Annotated in this window: 9 protein-coding genes and 1 pseudogene; 2 read left to right on the top strand and 8 right to left on the bottom strand. The window is 61.7% G+C overall.

Features of this window, described 5'->3' with window-relative positions; all coding sequences use genetic code 11:
* Window positions 1-104 precede the first annotated feature (104 nt).
* Window positions 105-2,021: a methyl-accepting chemotaxis protein gene (locus JWR98_RS22710; RefSeq protein ID WP_078731195.1), complete on the top strand. Its 1,917-nt coding sequence runs from the start codon at window positions 105-107 to the stop codon at window positions 2,019-2,021.
* Between the two features lie 136 nt (window positions 2,022-2,157).
* A pseudogene (locus JWR98_RS22705) lies at window positions 2,158-4,064 on the top strand (HAMP domain-containing methyl-accepting chemotaxis protein).
* Between the two features lie 31 nt (window positions 4,065-4,095).
* Here JWR98_RS22705 and JWR98_RS22700 read toward each other — a convergent pair.
* The 8 genes from JWR98_RS22700 to pip all read right to left on the bottom strand — a co-directional run bounded on the left by JWR98_RS22700 (window position 4,096) and on the right by pip (window position 13,908).
* On the bottom strand, window positions 4,096-4,830 hold the full coding sequence (locus tag JWR98_RS22700; protein WP_078731193.1) for an amino acid ABC transporter ATP-binding protein: 735 nt from the start codon (window positions 4,828-4,830) through the stop codon (window positions 4,096-4,098).
* Window positions 4,823-5,782, bottom strand: coding sequence for an amino acid ABC transporter permease (locus JWR98_RS22695; protein ID WP_078822959.1), 960 nt, complete (start codon window positions 5,780-5,782; stop codon window positions 4,823-4,825). The genes JWR98_RS22700 and JWR98_RS22695 overlap by 8 nt, the downstream gene beginning before the upstream one ends.
* Window positions 5,783-5,928: 146 nt before the next feature.
* Window positions 5,929-6,726 carry a transporter substrate-binding domain-containing protein gene (locus tag JWR98_RS22690; protein ID WP_205491246.1) on the bottom strand — a complete coding sequence of 266 codons (798 nt, stop codon included), beginning with the start codon at window positions 6,724-6,726 and terminating at the stop codon, window positions 5,929-5,931.
* A 219-nt stretch (window positions 6,727-6,945) separates the two neighbouring features.
* Window positions 6,946-7,746, bottom strand: coding sequence for a transporter substrate-binding domain-containing protein (locus JWR98_RS22685; RefSeq protein ID WP_078731190.1), 801 nt, complete (start codon window positions 7,744-7,746; stop codon window positions 6,946-6,948).
* A gap of 189 nt (window positions 7,747-7,935) precedes the next feature.
* Entirely contained in the window at window positions 7,936-10,506 is a 2,571-nt protein-coding gene (gene mdoH, locus JWR98_RS22680) for a glucans biosynthesis glucosyltransferase MdoH (protein ID WP_205491244.1), read from the bottom strand.
* A complete protein-coding gene (locus tag JWR98_RS22675) occupies window positions 10,499-12,178 on the bottom strand; it encodes a glucan biosynthesis protein G (protein ID WP_179119876.1) in 1,680 nt (559 codons plus the stop codon). The genes mdoH and JWR98_RS22675 overlap by 8 nt, the downstream gene beginning before the upstream one ends.
* Before the next feature lie 324 nt (window positions 12,179-12,502).
* Window positions 12,503-12,940: a D-aminoacyl-tRNA deacylase gene (gene dtd, locus JWR98_RS22670; RefSeq protein ID WP_078731188.1), complete on the bottom strand. Its 438-nt coding sequence runs from the start codon at window positions 12,938-12,940 to the stop codon at window positions 12,503-12,505.
* On the bottom strand, window positions 12,937-13,908 hold the full coding sequence (gene pip / locus JWR98_RS22665) for a prolyl aminopeptidase (RefSeq protein WP_078731187.1): 972 nt from the start codon (window positions 13,906-13,908) through the stop codon (window positions 12,937-12,939). Before pip ends, dtd begins: the two co-directional genes overlap by 4 nt.
* Between the last annotated feature and the right edge of the window lie 51 nt (window positions 13,909-13,959).

Here is a 13,959-nt window from a genome sequence, read left to right as displayed (position 1 = left end):
TCGACTTGCTCCCTCCCACACTTGACCTTTGTGGCTATAGAATCCTGCGCTCATGCCGATAACCCCTGCAATAAGTCCAAGCCGTGCTCCAGGGGAGTTGCAACATGTACCGTGCGTTAGCCGAAAAGCTGGGTAATGTCAGCGTCAAGACCAAGCTGGGCGTAGGCTTTGGCCTGGTACTGCTGTTGACGTTGATGACGACGTTCACCGGCTGGACCGGGCTCTCCGGCGTGATCAGCCGTGGCGACAAGCTGGGTTATATCGCCAGCCTCAATGACCTGACCAAGGACCTGCGCATCGCGCGCCTGGACTTCGAGATGCGTCGCGGCGAACAGGGCCCGACGGCGGTCAATGGCTTCCTCGGCCAGCTGGAAAGCGGCCTGAAAAACGCGCGCACGCTGATCGAGCAACCCGCTGACATCGCCTTGATCGATGACCAACTCGCCGCTGTCGACCAATACAAGCGTGCATTCGACGCCATGGTCCAGGCCGGAGCCAACCGCGAAAACGCCCGCAGCAAACTGGGCGACACCGCCGACAATGCGGTACTCAAGGTCGGCGAAGTGGAAAAAAACCTGTTGCAGGGCGACAGCGTCAGCCAGTTCAACAGCATCGTCAGCCTGAGCAAACTGATCCAGCAGGCGCGCTTCCAGGTGCGCGGCTACACCTACAGCGGCAAAGTCGAGGCTGAACAGCCCGCACTGGACGCCATCGACAACGCCTTGAAGAAAATCGCCGAACTGACCGGCCAACTGCCTGAGCAGTTTTCGTCCAACCTGCAACAGGCCGGCGTTTCGCTGCAAGCCTACCGCGCAGCCGTCAGCCAGTATCGCGACTCCCAGGTGGCGAGTACCGCCGCCCTGAAAATCATGAGCGTCCAGGGCGACATCCTGTTGGACCGCAGCGAAAAGCTCACCGCGTCACAAACGGTAGTGCGCGATACCGACGCCGCGCACGCAAGACAACTGTTGCTGATCGCCACCATCCTGGCGCTGATCTTCGGCCTGGTGGCCGCCTGGGCGATTACCCGCCAGATCATCATCCCGCTGAACCAGACCCTGCAAGTGGCCGAGCGCGTCGCCTCGGGCGACCTGAGCCACAACCTGACGTCCTTGCGCCAGGACGAACTGGGCCAACTGCAACGGGCCATGCAAAGCATGACCCTGGGCCTGCGCGAGCTGATCGGTGGCATCAGCGAAGGCGTCACCCAGATCGCCAGCGCCGCCGAGCAATTGTCGGCCGTGACCGAGCAGACCAGCGCCGGGGTCAACAGCCAGAAGGTCGAGACCGACCAGGTGGCCACCGCGATGAACGAGATGGCCGCCACCGTACAGGAAGTGGCGCGCAACGCCGAGGAAGCGTCCGAGGCAGCCGTGGCCGCTGACCAACAGGCCCGTGAAGGCGACAAAGTGGTCGGCGAAGCCATCGCCCAGATCGAACGCCTGGCTACCGAAGTGGGCAATTCCACCGCGGCCATGGGCGACCTCAAGCGCGAAAGCGACAAGATCGGTAGCGTGCTCGACGTGATCAAATCCGTGGCCCAGCAAACCAACCTGCTGGCGCTCAATGCAGCCATTGAAGCAGCCCGCGCCGGTGAAGCCGGGCGTGGTTTCGCGGTGGTGGCCGATGAAGTGCGCAGCCTGGCGCAGCGCACCCAGAAGTCCACCGAAGAGATCGCGGAACTGATCGTCGGTCTGCAGAGCGGCACCCAGCAGGTGGCGACCATCATGGACAACAGTCGCGGCCTCACCGACAGCAGCGTCGAGCTGACCCGTCGCGCCGGCAGCGCCCTGGAGAACATCACCCGCACGGTATCGACCATCCAGGCGATGAACTCGCAGATTGCCACCGCCGCCGAACAGCAAAGCGCCGTGGCCGAAGAGATCAACCGCAGCGTGCTGAACGTGCGCGACGTGTCGGAACAGACCTCCGCCGCCAGCGAAGAAACCGCCGCCTCCAGCGCCGAATTGGCGCGCCTGGGCAACTATTTGCAGACCCTGGTCGGACGCTTCCGAATCTGACCCGCCCTAAGCGACGGCCAGGCACGGCCGTCGTACGGCAGCAACTTATGAAATTTCCTACGTAGTTATCAGCCCGCCGTCACTCCGAATCGATTTAGCGTTGGTTTACAGCGCTATTCGGATTCGGAGGTTCATCATGTTTCCTCAACTGACCCGTCCACTGATCAATGCCAGCATCCGCGTCAAGCTCGCCCTGGGCTTTGGCCAAGTATTGATCCTCAGCCTCATCATCGCCATGACCGGCTGGCAAGCCCTGAATGCGGTGCTTTCGCGCTCGAGCAACCTGACGACGTTGGGCCAACTGTCCGCCGACGCCGAGGCCATGCGCGCCGATCGCATCGTGTATCGCACCCTGACGGACCCCGGCAGTCGCGGCAAAATCACCCTGCAGATCGAAAAAATCGAACGGCACCTGGCCGACCTTTCAACCCGAATGAACGCACCCGCCGACCGGCGCCGCCTTGAGGAAGCCACACAGCTGGTGGCAGGCTTTCGGGAGGCGCTCGCCCAGTTGCCGGCCTTGATCGAAAATCGCGAGACCGCCCGCCGTCTCCTGCAACAACTGGCCCTGCAGGCCAGCGACACCCTGGCGCAACTGGCCAGCGACTTGCCAGACCAGAACGACCAGCACGCCCTCGATGCCATCGAAAACCTGCGCCAGGCGATAGCACAGGTCGACAATCGCACCCAGAACCCCGCCTGGGCCGCCGACACACTGCAGGCCTATGCCGAAGGGGTGAGCACCGCGCTCGATGCACTGGCCGTTGCCCAGTCGCCGGTGATGCGCCTGCCGGTGAATGCGGACCGGTTCGACAGTGACCTGGTCAATTATCGCGAGCAGTCGATCACACTCAAGGAGGCGCAACTCAATACGGAGGCCGTGCAGAATCGGTTCGAACAGCAACTCGATCAGCTCCTGGAGCACAGCGACCTGTTAAGCCAGGCGCAAATCACCCAACGTGACCGCGAAGCCAGCCAGACCCGCACCCTGCTGGTCAGCGTGACCCTGGGGGCGCTGGTACTCGGCGCCCTGGCCGCCGGGTGGATCACGCGGCAAATCACCGTGCCACTGCGCCAGGCCCTGGCAGCCGCCAACCGCATCGCCCAGGGCGACCTGAGCCACGACATCCAGACCCGGCGCCGTGACGAACTGGGCTTGTTGCAGCACAGCATTGGCGACATGACCCGTCATCTGCGCACGCTGATCAGCGGCATCGGCGAAAGCGCCCGGCAGATCGCCAGCGCCGCCACCCAGTTGTCGGCCGTGACCGAACAGACCCGCACGGGGGCCAGGCACCAGCAGCAAGAAACCGATCAGGTCGCCACGGCGATGAATGAAATGCTCGCCACCGCCCAGACGGTGGCGCGGCACGCCGAACAGTCTTGCGTCGCGGCGGCAGAGGCCGGTCAGCAAGCCAATTGCGGGGATCAGGTGGTGACACAAGCCGTTGAACACATCGGCCACCTGGCTCATGAAATGGCGCGCTCCAGTCAGGCAATGCTGGCGTTGCAGCGCGAAAGCGAAAAAATCGGCGGCGTGCTGGAAGTGATCAAGTCGGTGTCCCAGCAAACCAACCTGCTGGCGCTCAACGCCGCCATCGAAGCGCGCGCGCGGGCAGCGCCGGCGAAGGGTTTGCCGTGGTGGCCGATGAAGTGCGCAGCCTGGCCCAGCGCACGCAGGAATCGGCCGAGGAGATTGAAGGGTTGATCAGCGGCCTCAACAACGGCACGCAGCAGGTCGCGGAAATTCTGGACGGCAGTTGCGCGCTCACCGACGTCAGCGTGGACCTGACCCGCGACGCGGGCGATGCCTTGGCGGCGATTGCGCGCACCGTCTCGATCATCCAGGACATGAACCCGCAAATCGCCGCGGCCGCCGAAGAACAAAGCGCGGTGGCCGAAGAGATCAATCGCAGTGTGTTGAAGGTGCGCGATGTCTGCGAACAAACCGCCGCCGCCAGTGAGGAAACGGCGGCCGCGAGTGTTCAGCTGGAGCGCTTGAGCCTGGATCTACAGGCGCTGGTCGGCAAGTTCAGGTTCTGAGGCTTACACCCCATGAACCATTCAGCAGTTTTTACAGGACCTGACGAAGAAACGCCTGGGCGCGCGGGTCCTTCGGCGCATCGAAGAACTCGGCGGGGGCCGCGTCTTCCAGCAGTTTGCCGTGGTCGAAGAACAGCACCCGGTCAGCCACTTCGCGGGCAAAACCCATTTCGTGGGTGACGCAGACCATGGTCATGCCTTCCAGGGCCAGGGTCTTCATCACATCCAGCACTTCGCCGACCATTTCCGGGTCGAGCGCCGAGGTGGGCTCGTCGAACAGCATCACCTTGGGCTCCATCGCCAGTGCCCGGGCAATCGCGACCCGCTGTTGCTGGCCGCCGGACAGCCGCGAGGGAAACTCGTTGGCCTTCTGCGCAATGCCGACCTTCTCCAGCAGTGCCAGGGCCTTGGCTTCGCGCTCCGGCTTGCCGCGCTTGCGCACGACCTTTTGCGCCAGGCACAGGTTGTCCAGCACGGTCATGTGCGGGAACAGGTTGAAATGCTGGAACACCATGCCGACTTCGCGGCGATAGGCGTTCACATCGGTCTTCGGATCAGCCAGTTGCAGACCGTCGATGCTCACCGAGCCCGAGTCGAATACTTCCAGGCCATTGAGACAGCGCAGGAAGGTGGACTTGCCCGAACCGGACGGGCCGATCACCACCAGCACCTCGCCCTTGGCCACCTGGGTGGTCACATGGTCCACCGCGCGCACCACCTGGCCACGGGTGTCGAAGACTTTTACCAGATCGCGGACTTCAATCACTTTGCGCGAGCCTCCGCTCAAGCCGGCTGGCCATTTTCGACAGCGGCAGGTTGATCAACAGGTACAGGCCTGCGACGCAGAACAGGATTTCAAACGGCGAAAACGAGGTGGTGATCACTTCGCGACCGCTCTTGAGCAGTTCGGTAATCGCGATCACCGACACCAGCGAGGTGTCCTTCACCAGGCTGATAAATTGCCCGGCCAACGGCGGCAGTACGCGCTTGAACGCTTGTGGCAGCACCACATGGCGCATCGACTGGCCGGCACTCAGGCCCAGGGAGCGTGCGGCTTCGTTCTGGCCACGGGTGATCGACTGCACGCCGGCGCGGACGATTTCCGCCACATACGCCCCCGTGAACAGCGACAACGCCGCGATCCCGGCAAATTCCCGGGACAGGTTGAGCACGGTGCCGATAAAGAAATAGAAAATGAAGATCTGCACCAGCAACGGTGTGCCGCGCACCAGTTCGACGTAGATCGTCGACAGATCGCGCAAGGTCGGGTTGCTGGACAGCCGGCACAGCCCCGTGGCCAGGCCGATCGCCAGGCCGAGGATGCCCGACACCGCCGACAGCCATAGCGTGGTCCACAAGCCCCACATCAGCGGGCCCAACGCCCAATGACGATTGACACCGATGACATCGCCTTCGGCCACATCATCGCCACGCGCGACTTTCAGGCTGTTGTCGGCGACCGTCACCTTTTGCTCGGCGCCTGCGTCATTGCGCAGGGTCACTTCGGCCACGTCGCCTTTGCGCACCAGCTCGATGACAGTAGATATATCCGCTGCCCGCTGGGCGTCTTCGGCCTGATAGGCGAAGTATTGCGGCACACGGTTCCAGCGCCATTCGTAGGACATCAGCGACGTGGCGTAGTACAAGGCGCCCGCCAGGCCGACCAGCACGACCACGGTCAGCAGGTGCCAGGGCCATTGGGCTTTTTTCTGTTTCATTTCAGGTTCCGGGTTATGTGTCGCCTGGCAGGCCGTCATCGGGGGCAAGCCCCCTCCCACATTTTGACCTCATTCTCATGTTGGAACTCGGTCACATGTGGGAGCGGGCTTGCTCGCGAAGGGCGCGACTCGGTACTTCGTCGAACTTATTCCATGTCCTTGAGCCACTCGGAGCTCTTGAACCACTTGTCATGGATGCGATCGTAGGTGCCGTCGTTCTTGATCTGGTGCAGGAAGTTGTTGATGAAGTTGATGCTGTCGTAGTCACCCTTCTTCAGGCCGAACGCCAATGGTTCAAAGGTGAAGGGCTCGTCGAGGAACACCAGCTTGCCGTTGCCGACTTTCTTCTCGGCCACTAGGTTGTAGGGTGCGTCATACACAAAGGCATCGGCCTTGCCGTTGACCACGTCCAGCACGCCTTCCTGCTCGTTGTCGTAGCCGTGGTACTTGGCTTTGGCGATCAGCTTCTTGGCGACCATCTCACCGGTGGTGCCGAGCTTGGAGGTCAGGCGGTATTTTTCGTCGTTCAGGTCTTTGTAGGACTTGATGGTGCCTTCCAGTTCCTTGCGGATCAGCAGGGTCTGGCCGACCACAATGAAGGGTTCGCTGAAGTTCAGGCGCAGGTTGCGCTCCTGGGTCAGGGTCATGCCGCTGCCGATCATGTCGAACTTGCCGGTGAGGAAGGCCGGGATGATGCCGTCGTAACCGGTGGACACCAGTTCCAGCTTGACGCCCATGGACTTGGCCATGGCCTTGAGGATGTCGACTTCGAAGCCGATGATGTCGCCGCGTTTGTCGGTCATTTCGAACGGCATGTAGGTCGGGTCCATGCCGACTTTCAACGTGCCGCGCTTGACCGCATCATCGATGGCGCCGGCCTGGGCCGCAGTGGCCGCAACCAGCGCGGTGACGCCGAGCAGCAGCATCGAAAGATACTTTTTCATCATCAAGTCCCCTGAACCATTCTTATAAGGTCGGCGCGCAAAAGGGCTGCACCATTTCGGGGTGCGATCCTAACCCACTCGCTGCCTGTCACAAAGGTTTCAGGGGTAATTGTTGTCGGGATATGTCAGAAAAACCCTACAGCATTGCGCACAAGCACAGGGATAGACGCGTGCGCGGAACGCAGTTGCAAAGGATTGATGTGTAAGCAGTTATGACTTTCAGTCGATTTCCGCCAGCCAGGCGGTGTCCCGGAACCACTTGTCGTGCAGGCGATCATAGGTGCCGTCCTGGGCGATCTGACTGAGGAAATGGTTGATCCAGTTGAGGCTGTCGAAATCGCCTTTTTTCACGCCAAATGCCAGGGGTTCGAAGGTGAACGGCTGCTCCAGCGCCAGCAGTTCGCTGTTCTCCGGCCGGCTCAGGGCGATCAGGTTGTAGGGCGCGTCGTAAATAAACGCATCAGCCTGACCCTGCACCACTTGGCGCACACCTTCTTCCGGTGTGGCAAAGCTCAGCAGCCGCGCCGCGCCGAGCATCCGCCGCGCCACCGCCTCGCCGGTCGTGCCTTCGGTGACAGCGATGCGGTAGCCGGCATCGTCGAGGTCTTCCACGCTGGAAACCTTGCCAAGCAGGCTGGGGTGCAGCAGCACGGTCTGGCCCACCACAATGAAAGAGTCGCTGAAGTTCAGCTTCAGGTTGCGCTCCTGGGTGACGGTCATGCCGCTGCCGATCAAGTCGAATTTTTTCGCCATCAAGCCGGGCAGCAGCTCCGTGTAGGGCACCGGGACCAGTTCAAGCTTTACGCCCAGCGCCTGGCTCATGCTCGCCAGCAAGTCGACCTCAAAGCCGACGATGCGCCCTTGTTTATCCGTCATTTCGAAAGGTACATAGGTGGGCGTGGTGCCGACTTTGAGCACGCCGCGCCGTACCGCATCATCAATCGCACCGGCATGGGCCAGGCTGTGTTGAATCAATCCGACAACACCGACCAGCACTGCCAGACAATACCTCTTGAACATGCATCCCCCCTGTGCCCGAGACAAATTCGGGGGGCGATCCTAACCCACTCGCGGGCACGCCAATACGCCTCGAACGAGGGTATTTTGTGTCGAAATAACAAGGGGTTGGAAGAGAGGGGAAGAAGCGAAAAACGCTGTAGGACCAGCGCTTGAAACACCCCCCGAGGCGAGCCCTCGGGGGTGTCTGAATCAGGCCGGTTGGGCCTGGGACGACAGCGGTTGCAGCGGCAGCAATGGCGCGTGCGGGTCGGACTTGATCGAGTCACGCCAGGCGGCCAGCCACTCGGCATGCCCTTCGCTCCAGACCTGCTCGTGCAGGCGGCCCAGGGCCACCGGATCACTGAGCAAGGCGACGCGTTCGGCGTTGTTGAGGCCGGTCGGGCCAACCTTCAACGCATGACGCACGCGTTCGGTACGCAGGTACTCGATCGGCTCCGCTTCACGGTGACGCGAGGTCGCCAGGGCACAGGCCAGGGCGTTCTGCTGCGGGTCGACCACCGAACGCACGAACCCGTCGTGCAGGGCGTGCCAGCGGTTTTCGTGGGTGTACTTCTCGGTCGACTGCAGCGCTTGCGGCGGGTTGTATTCCTCGGGGATGAGAAACAGGCTCTCGTCGCGGGACTTGAGGCCCAGGTTCACGCGGCTGGAGATTACCGAAACCGGGATCGACAGCATCAGCGAACCGACGATCGGCACCAACCACCACAGGAAGCTGGGGTTCAACCACACCACCAGCAGGGCCCACAGGAAGCCCAGCAAGGTCTGCGTACCATGACGCTTGAACGCTTCGCCCCAGGTGGTCGAGTCGTCGTCACGCTTGGGTGAGTTCCAGGTCGCGGCCCAGCCGAGGAACGCGGCGAGCACGAAACGGGTGTGGAAGATCATCCGCACCGGCGCCAGCAGCATGGAAAACAGCATCTCCAGCAGCATCGACATCGTCACCTTGAACTTGCCGCCGAACTCTTTCGCGCCCTTGGCCCAGATCAGGATGATGCTCAGCAGTTTAGGCAGGAACAGCAACACGATGGTGGTGGAGAACAGCGCCACCGCCTTGTCCGGGTGCCATTGCGGCCACAGCGGGTACAACTGGCGCGGGGCCATGAAGTACTGCGGCTCCATCAGCGTGTTCACCGCCAACAACGCGGTGGACAACACCAGGAACAGAAACCACAACGGCGCCGACAGGTAGGACATCACGCCGGTCAGGAACACCGCGCGGTGTACCGGGTGCATACCCTTGACCAGAAACAGGCGGAAGTTCATCAGGTTACCGTGGCACCAGCGACGGTCACGCTTGAGTTCGTCCAGCAGGTTCGGCGGCAGCTCTTCGTAGCTACCCGGCAGGTCGTAGGCAATCCACACGCCCCAGCCGGCACGGCGCATCAGCGCTGCTTCAACGAAGTCGTGGGACAGGATGGAGCCTGCGAACGCGCCTTTGCCTGGCAACGGCGCCAGGGCGCAGTGCTCGATGAATGGCTTCATGCGGATGATTGCGTTGTGACCCCAATAGTGGGATTCACCCAGTTGCCAGAAGTGCAGGCCGGCGGTGAACAGCGGGCCGTAAACACGCGTGGCGAACTGCTGCATGCGCGCATACAGGGTGTCCATGCCCGACGCACGCGGCGCGGTCTGGATAATCCCGGCATCCGGCGTGGCTTCCATCAAGCGCACCAGACTGGTCAAGCATTCGCCGCTCATCACGGAGTCTGCGTCGAGAACGACCATGTACTTGTAGTCACCACCCCAACGACGGCAGAAGTCGTCGAGGTTGCCGCTCTTGCGTTTGACGCGGCGGCGACGGCGACGGTAGAAGATCTTGCCGAAACCACCGGCCTCGCGGCACACGTCGAGCCAGGCTTGCTGCTCGGCCACGCAAATGTCGGCGTCGTTACTGTCGCTGAGCACGAAGAAGTCGAAACGGTCCAGGTCACCGGTGGCGGCCACCGACTCGAACGTCGCGCGCAGACCGGCGAACACACGCGGCACGTCTTCGTTGCAGATAGGCATCACCAGCGCGGTGCGGGCGTTTTGCGGAATCGGCTCGTCGCCGGCACTTTTACCGGAGATGCGGTATTTGTCGTGACCGGTCAGCAGTTCCAGAAAGCCCATCAGTGCCGTCCAGAAACCCGCCGACACCCAGCAGAATAAGATCCCGAACATGATCAGGATGCTGGTCTGCAGCGCGTAAGGCAGTACCTGGGTGGCGGTTTGCAGCAGGGTCTGGTTGCGGATCTCGTCGAAGTCGACCAGCGACCAGCCCTGATACGGCATGATGCCTTTCATGTACCAGCCGGCCACGATGGTCTGGCCGAGCATCAGCACCAGCAGGATGTAACGACGGATCGAACCCACGGTACGCCAGCGCGCGGCCGGCAATACACGTTCATCCTTGGGCGGTGTCGGCGGGTTGCTGCGCCCGGTGATACGGCGCCAGCCGCGCACCAGGATATTGGTGCGCCACGGCTCCGGTACCACGCGGGTCCGCCGGATCGGCGGCGTGGCCTTGAGGCACACGCGGCCGCTGGCGTCGAGCGCGAGCATTTCGGCGTCTTGCAGCTCTTCGGCCGTGTTGAGGGTCAACCGACGGCCAACCGACGCCTGGGCGGCGTCGATGGGCGCGTCGAAGGTCGTCGACGACAACCGCTCGTGCAACTCGGTGAAGGATGCGCAGCCTGCCAGTTCGGCACGCTGCTCAGCGGTCATCGGTAGGTGCGCCAGGTACTCGGACAGAGTCTCTGGCCGGGCTTGAGAATTACTCATCGGCAGGCAACTGATAGCTCCAGGTTTCGGTCAGGACTTGCTCGGTCTTGATCGGCTCCGGTGTGGCTGGGGCAGCTTCTGGCTGCTTGGCTTCCTTGTCTTTCGCGTCTTTCTTGGCCTGTTTCTCGTGCTGCTTGGCCAGGACCTTGTCGGCCTTGAGCACCTGGGTGGACACATGCTCAGGCTCGGCCTGAGGAATGTCCTGCACCAGCGCCGCACGCATCTCGGTCGGCTTGCCTGCGTCCTTGATCTTCATGCGCAGGGTCAGGCGCCAGCCTTTGGTGTGCTCGTTGTAACGCACGCTGTTTTCGACCAGCTCAGCGTTGTCACCCACGCTCACCTGGCTGCGCACCGGGGCGTCCGGCAGCAGTCTCTTCAGGGAAGGACCTTCGAAGTCCACCAGGTACGCAACGCTGCCATCGGGCTGACGGATCAGGTTGGATTGCTTCACATCACCGGTGGAACGCAGGGTCTGTTTGACCCATGCGCTGTCCGGCGAGTGGAACGCGGCGTCGTCCAGGGTCCAGTGCAGGCGGTAGGCCACGTCCAGGGGCTGGCCGACTTCCGGCAGTTTTTCCGGGCTCCAGAAGGCAACGATGTTGTCGTTGGTTTCATCGGCGGTCGGGATCTCGACCAGGTCGACGGAACCCTTGCCCCAGTCGCCTTCAGGCTCGATCCAGGCGCTTGGGCGCTTGTCGTAGTTGTCGTCCAGGTCTTCGTAGTGGCTGAAGTTGCGACCGCGTTGCAGCAGGCCGAAACCGCGCGGGTTTTCTACGCTGAAGTTGCTGACCGACAGGTGTTTGGGATTGTTCAGCGGGCGCCAGATCCACTCGCCGTTGCCGGCATGGATCGACAGACCGCTGGAGTCGTGCAGTTCGCGACGGTAGTTGAGCACCTTGGACGGCTGGTTCGCGCCGAACAGGAACATGCTGGTCAACGGGGCCACGCCCAGCTTGCTGACCTTGTCGCGCAGGAACATCTGGGATTTCACGTCGACCACCGTGTCGGTGCCCGGACGCAGGATCAGGCGATAGGCGCCGGTCGCACGTGGGGAGTCGAGCAAGGCGAAGATCACCAGGTGCTTGTCACCCGGCTTCGGACGCTCGATCCAGAATTCGGTGAAACGCGGGAATTCTTCGCCTGACGGCAGCGCGGTATCGATCGCCATGCCACGGGCGGACAGGCCATACACCTGGTCCTTGCCGACGACGCGGAAATAGCTGGCGCCGAGCATGGTCATGATTTCGTCTTGCTTGTCACCCTTGTTGATCGGGTACAGCACACGGAAACCGGCATAACCGAGCTGTTCGGTGGCCTTGGGATCGAACTTGACGTCGCCGAAATCGAAACGCGACGGGTCGTATTTGATTTCCTGAACGCTGTCAGCCGTGACTTCGTTGATTTTCACCGGTGTATCGAAGTGCATACCCTGGTGATAGAAGGACAGCTTGAACGGGGTGTTCTGGTCGGCCCACTCGGCTTTTTCGTTGCGGAAACGAATCTTCTGGTAGTCCGCGAATTTCATTTCACGGAATTCGTTCGGCAGATTGCTGCGCGGAGCTTCGTACTTCTGCCCGGCCAGCTCTTTTGCCTTGGCCGACACATCGTCCAGACTGAATGCCCACAGTTGACCCGCGCCGAACAGGCAAAACAGGGCAGAGCCCGTTACCAGTGCGTTTCGTAACCGTTTGGCAGACAATTTTGGTGCATTACAGGGACTAACAATCACGAGCAACCCTCGCCGAAAACAGATCAAAAAACCAACGGCCAGCTATCTATATGCCAGGTTGGCGAGCATTGTTCCGACTCCCCTGGGTCAAAATGATTCCCCAATAGATATCGGACAAGTCTCTACCTAAATCAAAAATGGACCAAACAACGCTGATCCCCGTAGCGCGCGATTATCTAGTAGCCCGCGAGACAACGCATCAGGGGCAACGAAGTATTTGTAGCGAAAACCTGCGTTTTTAGGCATTAAAAGTCGTTTTTAATACATTCACGTCTGCAACAGAAAGGTCACAGGGCCATCATTGACCAAATGCACCTGCATATCGGCGCCAAAACGCCCCGAAGCCACCTTGCCATGTAATTGTTGCGCTTGTAACAACAGGTGGTCAAAAAGCGCCGCTCCCAGGACCGGCGGGGCCGCTGTCGAGAAGCTCGGCCGCAGCCCGCTCCGGGTATCCGCCGCCAGGGTGAACTGCGACACCAGCAGCAAACCGCCGCCAATGTCCTTGAGCGACAGGTTCATCTTGCCCTCGTCGTCACTGAAAACCCGATAGTTGAGCAACTTGTGCAGCAACTTATCGGCGCTTTGCGGCGTATCTGAAGGCTCGACCGCTACCAGCACCAGCAAACCCTGGTCAATCGAGCCGACGACTTCACCCGCCACCTCGACCCGGGCGCCACGCACCCGTTGCAACAGGCCCTTCATGCTTCTTCAGGCGGCAAATCAAGCAGGCGCCGTGCCATCTCACCGGTCGCGCGCACCAATGCATCGGTGATGCCGGGCTCGGACGCCGCATGGCCCGCTTCGCGGATGACCTGCAGCTCGCTGTTCGGCCAGGCTTGGTGCAGCTCCCAGGCATTATCCAGCGTACAGATCATATCGTAGCGGCCATGGATGATTACGCCAGGCAGGTGAGCGATCTTGTGCATGTCGCGGATCAGTTGGTTGGGTTCCAGGAAGGAGTTGTTGGTGAAGTAATGGCACTCGATCCGTGCAATGGACAAGGCGCGTTGCGGCTCGGAAAACCGCTCCACGTGCTGCGGGCTCGGGCACAGGCCCAGCATGCGACCTTCCCAGCCGGACCAGGCCTTGGCGGCGTGCATCTGGGCGATCTGGTCGTTGCCGGTGAGGCGCTTGTGGTAGGCCGCGATCATGTCGTGGCGCTCGTCCGCGGGGATCGGCGCGAGGTAATCCTGCCAGTAATCCGGGAACAGGCGGCTGGCGCCGGCCTGGTAGAACCATTCGATATCCTGCGGGCGCGCCAGGAAAATGCCGCGCACGATCAACCCCAGCACACGCTCGGGGTGGGTCTGCGCGTAGGCCAGGGCCAGGGTGGAGCCCCAGGAGCCACCAAACAGCACCCATTTGTCGATACCCAGGTGTTCGCGGATGCGCTCAAGGTCGGCGACCAGGTCCCAGGTGGTGTTGTTCTCCAGGCTCGCGCGGGGCGTGGAGCGACCGCAACCGCGCTGGTCGAAGGTGACGATGTGATAGAGGTTAGGATCGAAGTAGCAACGGCTCTGCGCGTCGCAACCTGAACCGGGGCCACCATGGATGAAGACGACGGGCAAGCCTTCGGGGGAGCCACTTTCATCGACGTACAGCGTATGGATGTCATCGACAGCCAGATCGTGCCGGGCGTAGGGTTTGATCTGCGGGTACCAAGTCTGCATTGCGCGCTCCGTAGGGGGTCGGGTTCATCCCTGGGGGGACGTCTTTTATTC

Source organism: Pseudomonas lactucae, assembly GCF_016937615.1.
Lineage (GTDB): Bacteria > Pseudomonadota > Gammaproteobacteria > Pseudomonadales > Pseudomonadaceae > Aquipseudomonas > Aquipseudomonas lactucae.
This window is presented reverse-complemented; position numbering and strand designations above follow the sequence as displayed.